Genomic DNA, 17,919 nt, shown 5'->3' on the forward strand with positions numbered 1-17,919 from the left:
TTCTTCCACAAGGGGAGAAGGAAGGCGTTTGTGGCCGCACAACGGGCACCTTTATCCCGGTCGCTTCGCCGCCTTCTTCACCTTGCTTGCATTCAGCTCCACCGCCGCGCGGATCAGCGCCTTCAGCGCCTTCTCGTTGATTGTCTCGCCGTCGCGAATGTCGATCGCGCGCCGCACGTTGCCGTCGAGGCTGGAATTGAACAGGCCTGAGGGGTCGTCGAGTGCCGCGCCCTTGGCAAAGGTCAGCTTCACCACTTGCTTGTAAGTCTCGCCGGTGCAGATGATGCCGTCGTGCTCCCACACGGGAACGCCGCGCCATTTCCACGCTTCCACCACGTCAGGGTCGGCTTCCTTGATCAGGGCGCGGATCCGCTTCAGCATGTCCCCGCGCCAGTCGCCCAGCTCATTGATCCTGCCGTCGATCAGCTTGGCGGGCGAAAGCCCGTTCGCTTCCGTCGCGCCGACCTTCTTTGCAGTCACGGACTTCTTCATTATCTCGCCTCACGCGTTGCTGCGGCCGAGATAGGGCAGCGCGAACAGATACAGCCCGGTCGCGAGCAACGGAATCAGCGGCACGAGTGCCAGGATTCCGATCCACACCGCCTGGAGCTGCATGATCATCGCGACGATGTTGGCGATGACGGCCAGCGTGAAAGCCATCGACAGCCAACGATGAATTTGCCGAATCCACATTTGCGTGCTCATCGGATCCTCCCTTGCGAATGTTTGGAAATAGACACGGCGGACGAGCTAGTCCCCTCGCGCCAGCACCTCGTCCAGCTTTGCCAGGAACTGCTTCCAGCCCGCATGCGCGCCGCCGAACGCCTGCTTCTGCGTCGGGCTGAAGCCCGCCTGCTCGACGCGCAGATGCGTGCCCGCGCTGGTCGGCGTCAGCGTGAAGGTCACGACGCTTTTCAGGTCGAACGCGGCGTCCTCATGCGAGAAATTCCAGGTATAGGCGAGGCTCTTCTGCGGCTCGATGGTGAGCACCTCGCAGTCCAGCACGCCGCCCCATTCGCCGCGCAGGTTGAAGCGATGGCCGACCATCGGCTTGAAGTCGTTCTTCATCAGCCATTCCTCGATCAGGTGCGGCTGCGTCAGCGCGCGCCAGAGCCGGTCGGCGGGAAAGGCAAATTCGCGCTCAACCACCACGGAGCGCGTCTGGCCTGAGGCTTCGGTCATTGGTCCATCCTCTTCAGGAGATCGTCGAGCGCGTCGAGCCGCCGCTGCCAGAAGGACGACATCTGGCTGGTCCAGTCGATCAGCGGATTGAGCGCGCCGGGCTGCGCGCTGTAATGGGTCTGGCGTCCTTCATGGCGGTCGCGCACGAGGCCAGCCTGCTTCAGCGCGCCGAGATGCTTCGAGACCGCCGGCTGCGAAACCCCGGATCGCACCGTCAGCGCCCCGACCGTCTGCTCGCCCTCGCGGCACAGCCGCTCGAAGATCGCCCGCCTCGTAGGGTCGGCGAGCGTCCTGAACAGAATATCGGGGGCAGGGGACATGGCGACCCATAACTGAGAGGTTATGAATTGATCTATAACTGGTGAGTTATGGGTAAGTCAAGTACGAGGGGAGACTGCGGCGAAGGCTGGCGCAGCCCTCTCCGCGTCATTGCGAGGAGCCCTTGCGACGAAGCAATCCAGTCTGTCTCCGCGGAGAAAAGTCTGGATTGCTTCCGCGCTCGCCAAGGCTTCGGCGGACAAGTCGCTGCGCTCGCAATATCGGAGAATGTGGCGTCGAGCCCGGCCTACGGCCGCAAATAAAGATACCCCTGCGATTGCAGCTCGGCGATGCGGACCACGCCGCCCTTCTCCAGGTTGACGAAGCCGGGCAACAGATCCGCCAGCGTGACGTTCTGCGCCTTCATCGTGTTGCCGCAGGCGGCGAGCTCGACGCCGTCCTTGGAGAAATCACTGACGCGCCTGCTGATGTCGGGATTGGCCTGCGCAGAATGAAACGCCTTCAGCGCCGGTCCGTGGATCACCAGTGCGATCGTGACATGTTCGGGGCCGCCGACGCCGTCGATATGGTTCTGGATGTTGCCCAGCACGAAATTGACCTTCTCGGCGTCGCTGAGGTGATAGACCACCTTGAGCTTGTTGCCCGGGCCGGCTTCGGTGGCTGCTTGCGCACGTGAGGCGCCGAACGCGGCGCCAAGTGCCGAGACGGCGCTCCACAAGATGTTGCGGCGATTCATGGCGGCCTCCCCGAAAGCGACGATGCCGGACAGTATCACTTGTGGCGCAGCGCGGCGAGCTCCTTGCGGTCGGTCACGAGCGAAGCGCATTCACTTGTCTCGGTGCGATCGAGCCGGAAGATCCTGTCGTCGGCGCCGCCGACCAGCGCATGTTCGGCCTCATCGTCCGGCTTGTTGTTCTGCCAGACGCGCACTCGCTCGAGCCGCACGATCGCCGCCTTGTCGTCCTTGGAGAGCGCAACGCCGATGCCGCCGCCGTCGCAATCGACGCCGCAGCCGAGGCGCACCTCGCTGCCATTCCTGGTGAACACGGCGTGGTTACACGAGCCGCTGGAGTCGAAATTGCCGCTGCGGTGACGGTACCCGAAGCCGAGGCGGAAGGAATGGTGCAGCTCCTTGTCCTCCTTGTCCAGTTCCGCCGAGATCAGCAGCTTCATCGCGGCGACCTTCTGCTTGGGATGCCGCGCCAGATGGTCGGCGTCGTAGCGGCGGACGAAGCAGGCATAGGCCTTGTCGCCGGGCTTGCCCGCATACATGCGCGCATTGAAGGCCTCGGATTCAGCCTTGCCGGCCTCGCGGATGTCGTCGCCTTCCTCGGCCTGGGCGGCGCCGATGAATGCGGCAAGGGCAAGCGGAACAATAAGAGCAAGCTTCATGATCGCACCGGGCGCCTGGCGGCTATGGCCCGCCGCGGCAGGGCGGCGCAGGCCTGCCATTAGTCGCGGCGCCAGCGCACGGCGTTCAAGCCTTCGGCACGGTCACCCCTGCGACTATCCCGGCACGAACTTGGGGCCGTCGTCTCACGCCGGGCCTTAGTCATTGATGGGATTAAGAAGGTTCAACTGGTGCATTCCTTGATTTCTCCGGGAACTCGATGTCGGCGATGGCGGCGACATTGTCTCGGTTCGTCAATGTGGTAGCGTTCACAGACGACCGCCTTTGGCGGTCGTAAGCTGGGGCTGCCTTGTAAGCTTGTGGAGTCCCCCGCATGGGCGAAATTCGCAACTTCAAATCCGGCAATCAGGATGAGCCGCCGCCACACGGCTCCATGCCTCGCCGTCTCGCCGCGATCATTGTCGGTGACATCGCTTCCTACAGCCGCATCATGCAAGCGGACGAGGAGGGGACGCATGTCCGCGTCAAGCGGATCGAGCGCGATATCATCCAGCCCAGCATCATCGAGCACCATGGAAGTCTGGTGAAGACGACGGGCGATGGCTTCATCGCGATTTTCGATAGCCCTGTTGAGGCCGTTCGCTGCAGCATCGTGATCCAGCAGAACCTCATCGGCCGCAATGCCTCGCTTCCAAAGCATTCGCGCCTCGAATACCGGATTGGCGTCAATCTCGGCGACGTGATCGTAGAGCCGGACGATATCTACGGCGACGGCGTCAATATCGCCAGCCGTATCGAAGGCATTGCGCAGCCCGGTCAGGTCTATATCTCAGGCGCGATCTACGAGCAGATCAAGCACAAGGTGGTGTGCGGCTATGAGTCGCTCGGAGACCGCAAAGTCAAGAACATCACCGACCCGGTGCGTGTCTATCGCGTGCTGCCGGATGCAGATGCGGTCGGCAGCACGCGAGGGCGGCGCGAAAATACCCTTATCTTCCTTTTGGCCATCACGCTGCTGATTATCGCGACCGGCGTGCTCTGGTATTTGCTGGCGCAGCCCGGCAGGATCAACGAGCAGGCCGCCACGCCCACCGTTGCCCCGGCCGCGTCGCCGCAAGAGGCAGCGACGCAGTCGCCACAACCCACCCCATCATTGGCTTCTGCCCCTCCCTCGCCCTCGCCGTCGCCGGCGCCCAGCCCATCGGCGACGCCGCCCCGCGAACCCGAGATGATCGCCATTCGCGGCGGAAGCTTCGCGATGGGAAGCAATGACGACCCGACCGAACGGCCTGTCCACCAGGTCGCGATCAAGCCGTTCTCGATCGGAAAATACCCGGTGACAGTGCAGGAGTGGAACGAATGCGCCGCCGCCAAGGCGTGCGGATTCACGGCCACCGGCAAGGACGATGCTCCCGTCAGCAATGTGAGCTGGGCCGACGCGCAACAATATGCCGCCTGGCTCGCGCAGGCGACGAAGAAGCCTTACCGCCTTCCGAGCGAAGCCGAATGGGAATATGCGGCGCGCGGCGGAACGCAGACCAAATACTGGTGGGGCGACAAGCTCCAGCCGGGCATGGCCGGGTGCAAGGATTGCGGTGATCTTGCGGCCGAGCAGCCGGCCAAGGTCGGCAGCTTCAAACCCAATCCATTCGGGCTCTATGACATGGGCGGCGGCATCGATCAGTGGGTCGAGGACTGCTGGCATAAGACCTATCAGGGCGCGCCGGGTGACGGCTCGGCATGGAGCAGCGGCGACTGCAGCTCTCATGTCCTCCGCTCGGGTTCCTGGAAGAACGATTCGAGATATGTGCGGCCGTCAAACCGCGATGGTTACGACACCAATGTCCGTTACCCCACACATGGATTCCGTGTCGCACTCAGTCCGTAAGTGCTGGAGTAAGTTTGATGAAGATCATTGCCTGTGTCGCGCTGGTAGTCGCGATCGCGTTGCTACCGGGCTCGGCCTGTTCGCAGGGCAAGGCTGCGCCCAAGGACGCCAAGCTCTATTTCATCACGCCGCATGACGGGCAGAAGGTTCGCGGTGGGTTCTGGGTCCGGTTCGGCTTGCGTAACATGGGCGTGACGCATGCTGGCGACGACTACCAGAACGCCGGCCATCATCATCTGTTGGTCGACGTCAAAGACCCTATCGATCCGAATGAGCCGATCCCGCAAGACAAGTCGCACCTGCATTTCGGCGCAGGGCAGACCGAAACCATGCTTGAGCTTGCGCCGGGCACGCACACGCTCCAGCTGGTGCTCGGCGACGCCAAGCACTATCCGTTTGCACCGCCGATCGTGTCGGAGAAGATTACGATCCGCGTCAGGTCGTCGGCTTCAGCGCGGAGCAAATGATCACCGCAGACTGGCGTTGATCTTGTCCAGCACCGCTGAGCCGGGGCACAGCGTGTCCGCCTCCAGCGAGTTAAGGGGCGTCTCAACCGTGTTGAGGTGCTCGTGCAGGTCTTCCGCCTCGGGGTCGACATACAGAAGCCCGGTGACGATCTGCCCCTTGGCGGCGTGCCTTGCCAGGAAGGTCTGGGCGCCCAGCCGGTCGTGCGGATCGTAGTCCGCGTCGATCTTGCGCAGGGCGATCTTGCTGCCGTCGTGCTGCTCGACCACCTGCACCGTCCCGGGCGCGTAATCGACCGCGATCGGGTCGCGTCCGACCAGCACGTCGAGCCGGTTCACCGCGTCGTTGTGCTCGCGGACATAATCGAAACTCTTGGTCGAGCCGGCGTGGTTGTTGAAGGCGATGCAGGGGCTGATGACGTCGATGAAGGAGGCGCCCTTGTGGCGGATCGCGGCCGCGATCAGCGGCACCAGCTGGGTCTTGTCGCCGGAGAAGGAACGCGCGACGAAGGTGGCCCCTAACTGCAGCGCGATCGCGACGAGGTCGATGGCGTTGTCGGTGTTGGTGACGCCCTTCTTGCTCTTCGAGCCGCGATCGGCGGTCGCGGAGAACTGGCCCTTGGTCAGGCCGTAGACGCCGTTGTTCTCGACGATATAGGTCATGTTGACGCCGCGCCGGATGGAATGGGCGAACTGGCCGAAGCCGATCGAGGCGGAATCGCCGTCGCCGGAAACGCCGAGATAGATCAAATCGCGGTTGGCGAGGTTGGCGCCTGTGAGCACCGAGGGCATGCGGCCGTGCACGGAGTTGAAGCCGTGCGAATTGCCGAGGAAATAGTCCGGCGTCTTCGAGGAGCAGCCGATACCGGAGATCTTCGCCACCCGGTGCGGCTCGATCGAAAGCTCGTAGCAGGCCTCGATGATCGAGGCCGTGATCGAATCATGGCCACAGCCGGCGCACAGCGTCGAGATCTTGCCCTCGTAATCGCGGCGCGTGTAGCCGAGCTCGTTCGGCTTCAGCGCGGGATGATGGAATTTCGGTTTGGCGATGTAGGTCATGACACGGCCTTGCGGAGCGGGGTCACCTTGAGGTGATCCTGGTGGTCGCCGATGGCTTTGGCGATGAAGCGGGCGGTGATCGGGGTGCCGTCGTAGTGCACGATCGGCACGAGGCGAACGGGATCGATGCCGTTCTCGTTGACGATGAGCTGGCGCAGCTGGCTGTCGCGGTTCTGCTCGACCACGTAGACGAAGTCGTGCTCGGCGAGGAAGCTTGCGACGCTCGAATGGAACGGGAAGGCGCGGATGCGCAGCCGGTCGAGCTGATGGCCGCGCGCTTCCAACAGGCCGATCGCCTCGTCCATGGCCGGCGAAGTCGAGCCGAAATAGATCACGCCATATTTGGTCGGCCGTTCCGCGTTGGCCTGCAGCGGCCGCGGCACCAGGTCCTGCGCGGTCTCGAACTTGCGCATCAGGCGCTGCATGTTGTCGGCGTAGACCGAGCCCTCCTCGGAATAGCGCGCATAGCGGTCGCGCGAGGTGCCGCGGGTGAAATAGGAGCCCTTGGTCGGGTGCGTGCCGGGATAGGTGCGATAGGGAATGCCGTCGCCGTCGACGTCGAGATAGCGGCCGAAGTCGCGGCCCTCATCCAGCATCTCCGCGGTCATCACCTTGCCGCGGTCATACTGCTTGGAATCGTCCCACTTCAGCGGGCGTGAGAGCCGGTGGTTCATGCCGATGTCGAGGTCGAGCATCAGGAAGATCGTGGTCTGAAGCCGCTCGGCGAGATCAAACGCTGCTGCCGCGAATTCAAAGGCTTCGGCTGGGTCTTCCGGGAACAGCAGCACATGCTTGGTGTCGCCATGCGAAGCATAGGCGCAGGCGATGATGTCGCATTGCTGGGTGCGGGTCGGCATGCCCGTCGAGGGGCCGGCGCGCTGGATGTTCATGATCACGGCCGGGATCTCGGCAAAATAGGAAAGGCCGATGAACTCAGTCATCAGCGAGATGCCGGGACCTGAGGTCGCGGTGAAGGCGCGGGCGCCGTTCCAGGACGCGCCGATCACGATGCCGATCGAGGCCAGCTCGTCCTCGCCCTGCACGATGGCGTATTTCGCCTTGCCGGTTTCAGGGTCGTGGCGGTACTTCTTGCAATGGGCGGTAAAGGCCTCGGCCACCGACGAGGACGGCGTGATCGGATACCAGGCGCACACGGTGGCGCCGCCATAGACCGCGCCGAGCGCGGCGGCGCTGTTGCCTTCGATGAAGATACGGTCGCCGACCTTGTCGGATTTCTTGACGCGAAGCCCGATCGGGCATTTCAGGTTCTGCAGCGCCCAGTCGCGGCCGAGATGCAGTGCGTGGACGTTGGAGGAGAGCAGCTTCTCCTTGCCCTTGTACTGCTCGCCGATCAGCTGCTCGATCAGCTTCGGGTCCATGTCGAGCAGGGCCGAGAGCGCGCCCAGATAGATGATGTTCTTGAACAGCTGGCGCTGGCGCGGATCGGTGTAGGTCGAGTTGGTGATCGCGGTGAGTGGCACGCCGATCACGGTGATGTCGTCGCGGAACTTGGTCGACGGCATCGGCTTGGTCGAATCGTAGAACAGATAGCCGCCGGGTTCGATGCCGGCGACGTCCTTGTCCCAGGTCTGCGGGTTCATGGCCACCATCATGTCGACGCCGCCGCGGGCGCCGAGATGGCCGTCTTCCGTAACCCGCACCTCGTACCAGGTCGGCAGGCCCTGGATGTTGGAGGGGAAGATGTTGCGTGGCGACACCGGAACGCCGTGGCGCAGGATCGCGCGCGCGAACATCTCGTTGGCGCTGGCTGAGCCCGAGCCGTTGACGTTGGCGAAGCGGACGACGAAGTCGTTTACGCTGCTGATCGGCTTTTTGTCGGACATGTCGAACCTGCGTGGGTCATCTCGATGTAATATTTCTGCATGTCCCAGGCGCCGGTGGGACAACGCTCGGCGCACAGCCCGCAATGCAGGCAGACGTCCTCGTCCTTGACCATCACCCGCCCGGTCTTGAGGTCGCTGGAGACGTAGAGATCCTGGTCGGGATGGAGTGATGGCGCCTTCAGGCGCTGGCGCAGGTCGCTTTCCTCGCCATTGGCGGTGAAGGTGATGCAATCCATCGGGCAGATGTCGACGCAGGCATCGCACTCGATGCAGAGCGAAGTGGAGAACACCGTCTGCACGTCGCAGTTCAGGCAGCGATGCGCTTCGCCGAGCGCGAGCTTGACGTCGTAGCCGAGCTCGACCTCGGCGCGGATGTCCTTCAGCGCGATCACCTTGTCGCGATGCGGCACCTTGTAGCGCTTGTCGACGGAGATGTCGTTGTCATAGCTCCATTCGTGGATGCCCATCTTCTGCGAGGAGACCTGCACGTCGGGCAGCGGACGCTCGGTGATGTCCTCGCCCGAGAGCATCTTGTGGATCGACAGCGCGGCGTCATGGCCGTGCGCGACCGCCCAGATGATGTTCTTCGGCCCGAACGCGGCGTCGCCGCCGAAGAACACTCTTGGATTGGTCGAGACGAAGGTCTTCGGGTCGACCTTGGGCATGTGCCATTTGTCGAACTCGATGCCGCAATCCTGCTCGATCCAGGGGAAGGCGTTCTCCTGGCCGACCGCGACCAGCACGTCGTCGCATGCGATGGTCTGGTCCGGCTCGCCCGAGGGAACGAGGTTGCGGCGGCCCTTGGCGTCGTACTCGGCCTTCACCTTCTGGAAGGTGATGCCGGTGAGCTTGCCATTGTCATGGATGAAGGCGACGGGGACCATGAAATTGAGGATCGGAATGTCCTCGTGGAGCGCATCCTCCTTCTCCCAGGGCGAGGCCTTCATCTCCTCGAAGCCGGAGCGGACGATCACCTTGACGTCCTCGCCGCCGAGCCGGCGCGCGGTGCGGCAGCAATCCATCGCGGTGTTACCGCCGCCGAGCACGATGACGCGCTTGCCGATCTTGTCGGTATGGCCGAACGAGACCGAAGCCAGCCATTCGATGCCGATATGGATGTTGCCGGCTGCTTCCTTCCGGCCGGGGATGTCGAGCTCGCGGCCGCGCGGGGCGCCGGAGCCGACGAAGATCGCGTCGTATTTTTCCGCGAGCAGCGCCTTCATGCTCTCGATGCGGTGGCCGCCTTTGAACTCGACGCCGAGGCCCAGGATGTAGCCTGTCTCCTCGTCGATCACGGAATTGGGCAGGCGGAATTTCGGGATCTGCGTGCGCATCATGCCGCCGGCTTCGGGATCGGCATCGAACACGGTGCAGTGATAGCCGAGCGGCGCCAGATCGCGCGCCACCGTCAGCGAAGCGGGACCGCCGCCGACCAGCGCGACGCGCTTGCCGTTCTTCGGCGATGGCCGCGGCAGGCGCTGTCTGATGTCGTCCTTGAAGTCCGCGGCGACGCGCTTCAGGCGGCAGATTGCGACGGGGTTTTCCTCGACGCGCCCGCGCCGGCACGCCGGCTCGCAGGGACGATCGCAGGTGCGTCCCAGGATTCCGGGAAACACGTTCGATTTCCAATTGATCATGTAGGCGTCGCTGTAGCGGCCCTGGGCGATCAGTCGGATGTATTCGGGAACCGGAGTGTGCGCAGGACAGGCCCATTGGCAATCGACCACTTTGTGAAAGTAGTCGGGGGCCGCAATATCGGTTGGTTTCATTCCTACCCTGTCCGCGCAGGCTCAAAGACCCGGCGGCCTCTTTTGTTGAGCCTGGCGGACGCTTAACGCGTCTCGATCTGGTTTCTGAATGACGTCATTGGGTTAGCTTATTAGAACCGTTCCGAAGTACAACGGCAAAGTTGCGCGCGCCCACGCTTTCATGGGAGCTACGCGCGCACAGCATTAACGACGCACGCAACATGCGTGCGATGCAGCATGTTGCGGTGCGTGCGAGTGCGTCAGCCGCGCGCGATATCACTCTTCGCGAGATCCCACATCAGGCAGTAGGTGCCGACAGATACGGGAAGCGGGAAGGGCGCCGCCGCCGGGCCGGTAAAGCGCTCGGCGATGACGGCGGAGACCGCGCCGATTTGCGTGCCGTCGATCAGCACGAACCAGTCGCGCGCGCCTTCGTTGACGGTCGCCGGAATTCCTGCCGTTGCACCCGACAATTCGGGCTCGCTTTCGAGCAGGTGCATCGAGATGATGCCGTCGCACTTGTCCGGCGTCAGTTTTTCTCGCAGCGCATCACGCCATGCCGCGGCATTGTCCGGCGTTGGCCGCAGCCGCACCAGGCCGAGCGCGGCTCCGCGCCCGGTGCCGTTGCTGACGGTGATCCGCGCGACCACGCGGAGCATGTCCTTGAAGCGGGCCATGGTCTGCCGCGACCAGTCGGTCGGCTTCGCCAGCCGCGCCTTGTAGGCGGGGCTGTCGAGCACCTCGAGCGTCGCCGTCGAGTACAGGCTGAGATATTTAGGGTTGGCGGCATGCGCGACATAGCGCCGCGCTTCGAGAAATCCGTCGATCGCGACGCGCTCTTCCAGATGCTCGCGATCGTACCAGCGGTTGAAATCGGCTTCATCGGCTGCGTCGATGTTCATCGACGTCAGCAGCATGCCTTTCCCGGCGAGCGGCATTCTTCTTGTCCTTGCTTCCAGACCGTCATGGTGAGGAGGCGCGTAAGCGCCGTCTCGAACCATGCAGGCCCCGCTGTCGCACCCGGGCCTCCCATCCTTCGCGACGCGCTCTCCGAGCGCTCCTCAGGATGAGGAGATAGACCCTAGTGAGCGATCTTCGATGCGAGGTCCGCGATCGACTTCATCACCGCATCCCTCACGCCGGCATCATAGAGCGAATGTCCGGCTTCTTCCACGATGCGAAGCTCGGAACCGGGCCATACTTTCGCAAGGGCCTGTGAGGTCTGCGGCGGACAGAGCAGATCGTAGCGGCCCTGCACGATCACGCCGGGAATGCCGGTGAGCCGATGCGCGTTCCGCAACAGCTGGTCTTCGCTCATGAAGGAATTGTTGACGAAATAATGCGCCTCCATGAACGGCGTTGCCGGCAGCGTGCGCCAGACGTTCAGCGAGGCGAGGTCGAGCCGCGTTTTGGCTGCCTTGTGCTCGGATAGGGCGCGCTCGGCGTCGTGCCAGGCCCGCGCCGCAGGGCCGTGCACGGCCGGATCGGCATCGAGGATGCGGCGCCAATAGGCGTCGACCGGTTGCTCGCGCTCGTCAGGCGGCAGCACGCTCAGGAAATCCTCGTAGAGCGCAGGATAGAACTGGGACAGGCGCAAGGTGAAGGCCGTCTCGACCTCGGCCCGCGTGCCGAGGAACGTCGCGCGTAGCGCAATGCCGGAGACGCGCTCGGGATGCGCCTCGGCGTAAGCCAGCGCCAGCGTGGCGCCCCAGGAGCCGCCGACCACCATCCATCGATCAAAGCCGAACCTTTCGCGGATCGCCTCGATGTCCGCGATCAGGTGCGCGGTGGTGTTGTGCGCGCGCGAGCCCTTCGGCCTGCTGCGGCCGCAGCCGCGCTGGTCGAACAGCACGGCGCAGAAGCGATCAGGGTCGAACAGCCGGCGATGGTCCGGCTGGCAGCCGCTGCCGGGTCCGCCGTGCAGGTAGACCGCAGGGATTCCGTCGGCGCGGCCGACGCTCTCGACGTGGAGCTCATGGCCGTCGCCGACGTCGAGCATTTCAGAAGTCAGCGGCGCAAAGGGATCGGCGCGTCGCGCCGCTTCCTTGGCGGCTGTGCCTGCGTCGGCGTCAGGTCCCATTCTCGGATTCCAGGGTGCCGCCGGCGAAATTGCGATAGAGGAAGCGGCTGGTCTCGCCCTCGGCCTCGGCTTCCGCCTGCTTGAAGATGGTCTCGTGCAGCGGCGACAGCGCGCAGGCGGGATCGGTGTTGGCGGCGTCCCCGGTCAGCGCAAAGGCTTGGCAACGGCAGCCGCCGAAATCGATCTCGCGGAACTCGCAGGACTTGCACGGCTCCTTCATCCAGCCGGTGCCGCGATAGCGGTTGAAGGCCTCGGAATTCTGCCAGATCCAGGCGATCGAATGGTTGGAGCGCACCGACTCGAATTCGAGCCCGGTGATGCTTTCGGCGGCGTGACAGGGCAGCACCTTGCCGGCGGGCGAGATGTTGAAGAACTGCCGGCCCCAGCCGCCCATGCATTTCTTCGGCCGCAGCGCGTAGTAATCGGGAACGACATAGTCGATCGTCAGCCGACCCTTCAGCCGCTCGCGCGCCGCCTCGACGATTTCAGTGCACTCGTCCAGCTGCGCCACCGTCGGCATCAAGGCGGCGCGGTTCTTCAGCGCCCAGCCGTAATATTGCACGTTGGCGACCTCCAGCCGGTCGGCGTCGAGATCGAGCGACATCTGGATGATGTCAGGCAGCTGGTGCAAATTCTGCCGGTGCATCACCGCGTTCACGGTGAGCGGCAAATCGAGCTCGCGCGTCCATTTGGCGACCTCGAGCTTCTTGCGGTGGCCGCCCTTGTAGCCGGCGACGCGGTCGGCGAGGCCTTCCTCGATGCCCTGGAAGGAGATCTGCACATGGCAGAGCCCGGCATCGGCAAGCTCGCTTAAACGCTCGCGCGTCAGCAGCACGGCCGAGGTGATCAGATTGGTGTAGAGCCCGACATCGCTGGCATGCTTCACCAGCTCGACGAGATCCTTCCGCGCGGTCGGCTCGCCGCCGGAGAAATGCACCTGGAGCACGCCGATCTCGGCGAGCTCGCTCAAGACCTTCTTCCATTCCTCGGTGGTCAGCTCCTTGCCCGAGCGGTCCAGCTCGACCGGATTGGAGCAATAGGGGCATTGCAGCGGGCAGCGATGCGTGATCTCGAGCAGCACGGCGAGCGGGATGCCGAACGTCTCCGCAGTCGAGCGCTGCTTCTCCAGCACCGCCAGGCTGTCGCTGGGTGGGATGGTCACGTCGCTCATGACGTCTTCTCCCTGATCTCGGTGAGAAAGCCCTTGTCGGCGAGATCCTGCAGCATGACGATGACGTCGGCCAGGATCGCCTCGCGGGGAGCTGCGTATTTCGCCGCCAGCTGATCGGAGACATCGCCGACGCTGCGCTTGCCGTCGCAGAGCTGCAGCACCTCGACCGCGATCTCGTCCGGCGCCAGCACGCGCTCCGGCGCCAGGATCACCCAGACCTTGCGGGTCTCGTCATATTTCAGCTTGGCATGCCGCGGCAGCACCGGGCGGCTTGCCTCGCTGACGCTGATGTGACGCGGCCCGGCCATCAATCTTCCTCTCAGCCCGCTTTGGGCACGAACGCGCCCGGCGGAATGTGGCCCTCGACATAGGCATGCTGGAGCGCGTCGAGCTGCACCCACAGCACGTTGGTCTTGAAGATCAGCGCGTTGCACACCTGTGCGCGCTGCTCCGGCGTCGTAGCGTGCCTCTTGACGTAGTCGAGCGCGAAATTGGCATCGCGCGGCGCTTGCGTCAGGCGGCGCTTGAAGTAGCTCATGGTGTCCGGATTGACGAAATCGTAGTGCTGCAGCATGCCGGCGATGCGTTCTTCGTGGATGCTCGGCGCGAACAGCTCGGTCAGCGAGGAGGCGATCGCCTCCAGGGGGCTCTTCTCGCGGCAGTAATGGACATAGGCTTCCACCGCGAAGCGCGTCGCCGGGAGGATGCCTTCGGTGGATTCCACGTAGGCGGTGTCGAGGCCGAGACCCTCGGTCAGCTTGATCCAGCGCTCGATGCCGCCTTCGGCGCCGACATCGCCGTCATGGTCCTCGATGCGGTGGCGCCATTCCAGACGGGTGGCGCGGTCGCGGAAGCGCGAGATCACCACCGCGTCCTTGATCGGGATCGTGCTCTGGTAATAGTAGCGGTTGAGCGCCCAGGCCTGCACCTGGCCCTTGTTCAGCTTGCCGCCGTGCAGCAGCTTATGGAACGGATGCAGGCTGTGATAGCGCGTCGCGCCGATGTGGCGCAGCGTCGCCTCCAGCTCCTCGGCCGAATTGAGCCTGATATCCCTGCCGATCGAGAGCGCAGTCATTCCAGTCATTGATGCCGTAGTCACAGCACGATCTCCGTTCCATCCGCCGGTATCTGCCAGCCCGCCGCTTCAGCTTGCTTGCGCTCGGGCGAGGCAGGCAGCAGCGCCGGGTTCGAGTTATTGATATGCAGAAATATCTTCCTGTCGATATCGAGATCGGCCAGGCGCGCGATCGCGCCGTCGTCGCCGGACATGGCGACATGTCCCATGCTCTTGCCGGTCTTGTGGCCGAGGCCGGCCCTGATCATCTCGTCGTCCCGCCAAACCGTGCCGTCGAAGAACACCAGTGAGGCGCCGTCGATCTCGGCCTTGAGGGCGTCGGTCACATCGGCACAGGCCGCGATGAAGTAGAAATATTTCCCGGTCGCCTTGTCAGTGATCTTCAGGCCCAGCGTATCGCCGTCGCCGCTGCTCCCGCCGGGATGCGCCTTGCCTTCCAGATACCAGGCCGACTTGCCCGGGACCGCGAAGGGCAGCACTTCCAGCCCGGAACGTGCGCCGTCCGTGAGGCGCGGCTCGAACGGCTCGCGGATCGAAATCGGCTGGCGCCGCACGTGCTTCTCGTTCAGCACGTTGAAGATGCTGTTGCTGGCGAGGATCGCCAGCACTTTGTCATGCGCATAGATCGTGAACGGCGAGCTTTCGCGCATCGAGAGCAGGCCCGCCACCGCATCCACTTCGCTGTTGGTCAGGATCACGCCCGCAATTGGGCTATGGCGCAGCGCCCCGGCCTTGGGGTGCAGTTGCGGCGTGGCATTCAATTGCTGGCGCAGGTCGGGGGAGGCGTTGATCAGGAACCAGTTCTCGCCGTCGCCGCTGAAGGCGACCGAGGCCTGCGTCCGGTGCAGCTCAGGCCCGCCTTTGCGAGCCGCCCGGCAGCCTTCGCAGCCGCAATTCCACTGGGGAACTCCGCCGCCGGCTGCGGCGCCCAGGACGACGACGCGAAGCATGATCCGTCTCCTGGAAGGGAACACGCGCGGTGGATCTCAGGCCGACGCAAGCGCCGACACGGATTCTTTCCTTCGGAGATGCCTCGTGACCGAAAGATCCACCGCCGCAGAACGCGAGTTCGCCAACCGGCTTACTTGCGGGTGGCGCTCACATACATGTTGATTTCCATGCCACAGGGCACTTCGACGATCTTCGGGGCTTTCCATGCCATTTTGGCTCTCCATTTCTGCGAATTCGGACGTATCCGCCCACAGGCTAAGTTAATGCGGGCGGAGAAGTTCGCTAGTGAAATTTTCCCGGACCTAGGTAGTAGGCGTGCCGAATTGCTGCACTGCAAAGCGAGCGCATTGCCGCCGTAAAGATCCGCAATGGACATACGCAAAAACCGCCGATAGGTCGTGATCCCTGTCGGGATAAACGAGTTGTGAGTTAGAACGGCTTCCAATCATCTGCAGGCGACCCCATTGGATCAGGCATGCCCAGATATTTCTTCAACACCCGTATCGGCGACGAACTGATCGTGGATCCTGACGGCGAGGAGCTGCGCAACCCCGATCGCGCCTGGGAGGTCGCCCGCCAGATGATCCTGGAGGTGGTGAAGTCGGAGGCACCCAACGGGCCCTGCTCGAGGCGGTGATCGAGGTGACCGACACCGACGGCGAGGTCGTGCTGGAGTTTCCCTTCACCGAGGCGCTGCTGGACCTGCCGGATCCGTCCGCGACGCGGCATTAGCCCCTCTCTCTCCCCGTCATTGCGAGCGTAGCGAAGCAATCCAGACTGCCTCCACGGAGGGATTCTGGATTGCTTCGTCGCAAGGGCTCATCGCAATGACGGAGAATGTGGCGTCGTCCCGCGCCAGCCCCCTTCACCCCTGCGAAATCCGCATGGCTTTGCCGCGTTCCCGGCGCTAAAAGACGCCGGATACACGGAGCATGCCATGCAAGATCTCTGGCGCCTGTCCGCCGCCGACCTCGCCACCCTCGTCAAATCCAGGAAAGTCTCCGCCAGGGAGGCGGCCAAGGCCGGTCTTGCCCGGCTCGATGCCGTCAACCCCCAGCTCAATGCGGTGATCGACCACCGGCCGGACGACGTGCTCAAGCAGGCCGACGCCGTCGATGCCGCCATCGCGCGAGGCGAGGACCCCGGGGTGCTCGCCGGCGTGCCCGTTACCATCAAGGCCAATGTCGACCAGGAAGGCTTTGCCACCACCAACGGCCTGAAGCTGCAGCGCGACGTGATCGCGCGCGAGGACAATCCCGTCGTCGCCAATTTCCGCAAAGCCGGCGCCATTCTGCTCGGCCGCACCAATTGCCCGGCCTTCTCCTATCGCTGGTTCACCACCAATCTGATCCATGGCGACACCAAGAACCCGCGCGATGCATCGCTGACGCCGGGCGGCTCCTCCGGCGGCGCCGGTTCCGCGGTCGCGGCCGGCATCGGCCACATCGCCCACGGCACCGACATCGCCGGCTCGATCCGCTATCCCGCCTATGCCTGCGGCGTGCACGGCCTGCGCCCGACGCTGGGCCGCATCCCCGCCTTCAACCCCGCGCTGCCGGAGCGCCCGATCGGGCCGCAGATCATGGCGGTGTCGGGTCCGCTGGCGCGCACCGTCAACGACCTCAGGATTTCCCTCGAAGCCATGGCGGCCCGCGACATCCGCGATCCCTGGTTCGTGCCGGTGCCACTGCAAGGCCCGGCGCGGGACAAGCGCGCCGCGCTTTGCCTCAATCCCGGCGGCCTTGCCACCACACCGGAGGTGAAGGCGGCGGTGAGCGATGCCGGCAAGCGGCTGGAGCGCGCCGGTTGGACCGTCGACGTGATCGAGGACACCCCGCCGATGCGCGAGGCGGTGGAGTGGCAGATCAAGCTCTGGCTCGGCGACGGCTACGAGGCGCAGCTCGCGATGGCCGAGCGCGAGGGCGATCCCGGCGCGCTGGCGTGCCTGCGCGGCAACCGTGCCCGGGTGACGCCGATGGACCAGGCCAATTACGCCAAGGCGCTGACCCGACGCGCCACCCTGACGCGCGAGTGGATGCTGTTCTTCGAAAAATATGCCGTGCTGCTGACGCCGGTCTCGGGCGAGCTGCCGTTCCCGGATCACCTCGACCGCAAGGACGACGAATCCTTCAAGCGGGTGTGGGAAGCGCAGCTGCCGCAGATCGCCATCCCCTTCATGGGCTTGCCGGGCCTCGTGGTCTCCACCGGCCTCGTCGGCAAGGCGCCGGTCGGCGTGCACGTCGTGTCCGGCCGTTATCGCGAGGATCTCTGTCTGCTCGCGGGCGAAGCGATCGAGGCCGGCGGCGTGCCGCCGTCGCCGATCGACCCCGTGCGCTAGCGATGTCCGCCATCTACGACTTCAAGGCCAACTCGCTTGCCGGCGAGGAGGTGCCGATGAGGCGTTTCGCGGGACAGGTGCTGCTGATCGTCAACACCGCCAGCAAATGCGGCTTCACGCCGCAATATCGCGGGTTGGAGAATCTGCATCGCGATCTGTCGCCGCGCGGCTTCTCCGTGCTCGGCTTTCCCTGCAACCAGTTCGGTGCGCAGGAGCCGGGCCAGGCGAGCGAGATCCAGGCGTTCTGCTTGGCCAACTACGCCGTCACCTTCCCGCTGTTCGAGAAGGTCGACGTCAACGGCGCAAATGCGCACCCTCTGTATGCGTACCTGAAACGCCAGCAATCGGGCCTGTTGGGGGCCTCCATCAAATGGAATTTCACCAAATTCCTGGTGGACCGTGACGGCCGCGTGGTCGCGCGCTACGCGCCGACCGCCCGGCCCGAAGCATTGCGCAACCAAATCGAAACACTGTTGTAAGCGAGACAAT

Annotated in this window: 20 protein-coding genes and 1 pseudogene; 5 read left to right on the forward strand and 16 right to left on the reverse strand. The window is 64.2% G+C overall.

What is annotated here, in order from left to right; translation table 11 throughout:
* Positions 1-51: 51 nt before the first annotated feature.
* The 6 genes from WI560_RS05960 to WI560_RS05985 form a co-directional block, all read right to left on the reverse strand.
* Positions 52-492, reverse strand: a complete 441-nt coding sequence (locus WI560_RS05960; RefSeq protein ID WP_375307253.1) for a DUF1801 domain-containing protein — start codon at positions 490-492, stop codon at positions 52-54.
* Between the two features lie 9 nt (positions 493-501).
* On the reverse strand, positions 502-705 hold the full coding sequence (locus WI560_RS05965) for a hypothetical protein (protein WP_375307254.1): 204 nt from the start codon (positions 703-705) through the stop codon (positions 502-504).
* Positions 706-750: 45 nt separating this feature from the next.
* Positions 751-1,182, reverse strand: coding sequence for an SRPBCC domain-containing protein (locus WI560_RS05970; protein ID WP_375307255.1), 432 nt, complete (start codon positions 1,180-1,182; stop codon positions 751-753).
* Positions 1,179-1,502 carry a helix-turn-helix transcriptional regulator gene (locus WI560_RS05975; protein ID WP_126255144.1) on the reverse strand — a complete coding sequence of 108 codons (324 nt, stop codon included), beginning with the start codon at positions 1,500-1,502 and terminating at the stop codon, positions 1,179-1,181. Before WI560_RS05975 ends, WI560_RS05970 begins: the two co-directional genes overlap by 4 nt.
* A gap of 245 nt (positions 1,503-1,747) precedes the next feature.
* Complete coding sequence (locus WI560_RS05980; protein WP_375307256.1) at positions 1,748-2,197, reverse strand: DsrE family protein; 450 nt, start codon at positions 2,195-2,197, stop codon at positions 1,748-1,750.
* 35 nt (positions 2,198-2,232) lie between these two features.
* Positions 2,233-2,853 carry a hypothetical protein gene (locus WI560_RS05985; protein WP_375307257.1) on the reverse strand — a complete coding sequence of 207 codons (621 nt, stop codon included), beginning with the start codon at positions 2,851-2,853 and terminating at the stop codon, positions 2,233-2,235.
* 332 nt (positions 2,854-3,185) lie between these two features.
* On the opposite strand from WI560_RS05985, the gene WI560_RS05990 reads away from it, so the two are divergent.
* Together WI560_RS05990 and WI560_RS05995 are read left to right on the forward strand one after the other, a co-directional pair.
* Positions 3,186-4,700: an SUMF1/EgtB/PvdO family nonheme iron enzyme gene (locus tag WI560_RS05990; protein WP_375307258.1), complete on the forward strand. Its 1,515-nt coding sequence runs from the start codon at positions 3,186-3,188 to the stop codon at positions 4,698-4,700.
* 17 nt (positions 4,701-4,717) lie between these two features.
* A complete protein-coding gene (locus tag WI560_RS05995; RefSeq protein ID WP_375307259.1) occupies positions 4,718-5,167 on the forward strand; it encodes a DUF4399 domain-containing protein in 450 nt (149 codons plus the stop codon).
* On the opposite strand, the gene WI560_RS06000 is transcribed toward WI560_RS05995, so the two are convergent.
* The 10 genes from WI560_RS06000 to pqqA form a co-directional block, all read right to left on the reverse strand.
* Positions 5,168-6,223 (reverse strand): 2-oxoacid:ferredoxin oxidoreductase subunit beta, encoded by a 1,056-nt coding sequence (locus tag WI560_RS06000; RefSeq protein ID WP_375307260.1) that lies wholly within the window; start codon positions 6,221-6,223, stop codon positions 5,168-5,170. It abuts the gene before it with no gap.
* Positions 6,220-8,067 carry a 2-oxoacid:acceptor oxidoreductase subunit alpha gene (locus WI560_RS06005; RefSeq protein WP_375307261.1) on the reverse strand — a complete coding sequence of 616 codons (1,848 nt, stop codon included), beginning with the start codon at positions 8,065-8,067 and terminating at the stop codon, positions 6,220-6,222. Before WI560_RS06005 ends, WI560_RS06000 begins: the two co-directional genes overlap by 4 nt.
* Complete coding sequence (locus WI560_RS06010) at positions 8,037-9,836, reverse strand: FAD-dependent oxidoreductase (protein WP_375307262.1); 1,800 nt, start codon at positions 9,834-9,836, stop codon at positions 8,037-8,039. The genes WI560_RS06005 and WI560_RS06010 overlap by 31 nt, the downstream gene beginning before the upstream one ends.
* 239 nt (positions 9,837-10,075) lie before the next feature.
* The gene (locus tag WI560_RS06015; RefSeq protein ID WP_375307263.1) at positions 10,076-10,753 is read right to left on the reverse strand and encodes a hypothetical protein; all 678 of its coding nucleotides are present in this window, start codon (positions 10,751-10,753) and stop codon (positions 10,076-10,078) included.
* 143 nt (positions 10,754-10,896) lie between these two features.
* Positions 10,897-11,895 carry a prolyl aminopeptidase gene (gene pip / locus WI560_RS06020; RefSeq protein ID WP_375307264.1) on the reverse strand — a complete coding sequence of 333 codons (999 nt, stop codon included), beginning with the start codon at positions 11,893-11,895 and terminating at the stop codon, positions 10,897-10,899.
* The gene (gene pqqE / locus WI560_RS06025) at positions 11,885-13,066 is read right to left on the reverse strand and encodes a pyrroloquinoline quinone biosynthesis protein PqqE (RefSeq protein WP_375307265.1); all 1,182 of its coding nucleotides are present in this window, start codon (positions 13,064-13,066) and stop codon (positions 11,885-11,887) included. Before pqqE ends, pip begins: the two co-directional genes overlap by 11 nt.
* Positions 13,063-13,374 carry a pyrroloquinoline quinone biosynthesis peptide chaperone PqqD gene (gene pqqD, locus WI560_RS06030; protein WP_135162725.1) on the reverse strand — a complete coding sequence of 104 codons (312 nt, stop codon included), beginning with the start codon at positions 13,372-13,374 and terminating at the stop codon, positions 13,063-13,065. Before pqqD ends, pqqE begins: the two co-directional genes overlap by 4 nt.
* Before the next feature lie 11 nt (positions 13,375-13,385).
* Complete coding sequence (gene pqqC / locus WI560_RS06035; protein WP_373568114.1) at positions 13,386-14,141, reverse strand: pyrroloquinoline-quinone synthase PqqC; 756 nt, start codon at positions 14,139-14,141, stop codon at positions 13,386-13,388.
* Positions 14,142-14,161: 20 nt separating this feature from the next.
* Positions 14,162-15,091, reverse strand: coding sequence for a pyrroloquinoline quinone biosynthesis protein PqqB (gene pqqB, locus WI560_RS06040; protein ID WP_375307266.1), 930 nt, complete (start codon positions 15,089-15,091; stop codon positions 14,162-14,164).
* 131 nt (positions 15,092-15,222) lie between these two features.
* Entirely contained in the window at positions 15,223-15,303 is an 81-nt protein-coding gene (pqqA, locus tag WI560_RS06045) for a pyrroloquinoline quinone precursor peptide PqqA (protein ID WP_007595659.1), read from the reverse strand.
* Positions 15,304-15,567: 264 nt separating this feature from the next.
* On the opposite strand from pqqA, the pseudogene WI560_RS06050 reads away from it, so the two are divergent.
* The 3 genes and pseudogenes from WI560_RS06050 (at position 15,568) to WI560_RS06060 (ending at position 17,909) form a co-directional block, all read left to right on the forward strand.
* Positions 15,568-15,824: pseudogene (locus WI560_RS06050) on the forward strand (hypothetical protein).
* Between the two features lie 205 nt (positions 15,825-16,029).
* The gene (locus tag WI560_RS06055) at positions 16,030-17,430 is read left to right on the forward strand and encodes an amidase family protein (protein WP_375307267.1); all 1,401 of its coding nucleotides are present in this window, start codon (positions 16,030-16,032) and stop codon (positions 17,428-17,430) included.
* A gap of 2 nt (positions 17,431-17,432) precedes the next feature.
* Positions 17,433-17,909, forward strand: a complete 477-nt coding sequence (locus tag WI560_RS06060) for a glutathione peroxidase (protein ID WP_375307268.1) — start codon at positions 17,433-17,435, stop codon at positions 17,907-17,909.
* Positions 17,910-17,919 lie beyond the last annotated feature (10 nt).

The organism is Bradyrhizobium sp. A11 (assembly GCF_042077125.1).
In the GTDB taxonomy this organism is placed as follows: Bacteria; Pseudomonadota; Alphaproteobacteria; order Rhizobiales; family Xanthobacteraceae; genus Bradyrhizobium; species Bradyrhizobium japonicum_B.

Coding starts and splice junctions, on each gene's coding strand:
- WI560_RS05985 (WP_375307257.1), bottom strand. CDS start 2,853: ATGAAGCTTGCTCTTATTGTTCCGCTTGCCCTTGCCGCATTCATCGGC.
- WI560_RS05960 (WP_375307253.1), bottom strand. CDS start 492: ATGAAGAAGTCCGTGACTGCAAAGAAGGTCGGCGCGACGGAAGCGAAC.
- pip (WP_375307264.1), bottom strand. CDS start 11,895: ATGGGACCTGACGCCGACGCAGGCACAGCCGCCAAGGAAGCGGCGCGA.
- WI560_RS06000 (WP_375307260.1), bottom strand. CDS start 6,223: ATGACCTACATCGCCAAACCGAAATTCCATCATCCCGCGCTGAAGCCG.
- pqqC (WP_373568114.1), bottom strand. CDS start 14,141: ATGACTGCGCTCTCGATCGGCAGGGATATCAGGCTCAATTCGGCCGAG.
- WI560_RS06055 (WP_375307267.1), top strand. CDS start 16,030: ATGCAAGATCTCTGGCGCCTGTCCGCCGCCGACCTCGCCACCCTCGTC.
- WI560_RS06060 (WP_375307268.1), top strand. CDS start 17,433: ATGTCCGCCATCTACGACTTCAAGGCCAACTCGCTTGCCGGCGAGGAG.
- WI560_RS05995 (WP_375307259.1), top strand. CDS start 4,718: ATGAAGATCATTGCCTGTGTCGCGCTGGTAGTCGCGATCGCGTTGCTA.
- WI560_RS05975 (WP_126255144.1), bottom strand. CDS start 1,502: ATGTCCCCTGCCCCCGATATTCTGTTCAGGACGCTCGCCGACCCTACG.
- WI560_RS06005 (WP_375307261.1), bottom strand. CDS start 8,067: ATGTCCGACAAAAAGCCGATCAGCAGCGTAAACGACTTCGTCGTCCGC.
- WI560_RS05970 (WP_375307255.1), bottom strand. CDS start 1,182: ATGACCGAAGCCTCAGGCCAGACGCGCTCCGTGGTGGTTGAGCGCGAA.
- WI560_RS05980 (WP_375307256.1), bottom strand. CDS start 2,197: ATGAATCGCCGCAACATCTTGTGGAGCGCCGTCTCGGCACTTGGCGCC.
- pqqE (WP_375307265.1), bottom strand. CDS start 13,066: ATGAGCGACGTGACCATCCCACCCAGCGACAGCCTGGCGGTGCTGGAG.
- pqqD (WP_135162725.1), bottom strand. CDS start 13,374: ATGGCCGGGCCGCGTCACATCAGCGTCAGCGAGGCAAGCCGCCCGGTG.
- pqqA (WP_007595659.1), bottom strand. CDS start 15,303: ATGGCATGGAAAGCCCCGAAGATCGTCGAAGTGCCCTGTGGCATGGAA.
- WI560_RS06010 (WP_375307262.1), bottom strand. CDS start 9,836: ATGAAACCAACCGATATTGCGGCCCCCGACTACTTTCACAAAGTGGTC.
- WI560_RS06015 (WP_375307263.1), bottom strand. CDS start 10,753: ATGCCGCTCGCCGGGAAAGGCATGCTGCTGACGTCGATGAACATCGAC.
- WI560_RS05965 (WP_375307254.1), bottom strand. CDS start 705: ATGAGCACGCAAATGTGGATTCGGCAAATTCATCGTTGGCTGTCGATG.
- pqqB (WP_375307266.1), bottom strand. CDS start 15,091: ATGCTTCGCGTCGTCGTCCTGGGCGCCGCAGCCGGCGGCGGAGTTCCC.
- WI560_RS05990 (WP_375307258.1), top strand. CDS start 3,186: ATGGGCGAAATTCGCAACTTCAAATCCGGCAATCAGGATGAGCCGCCG.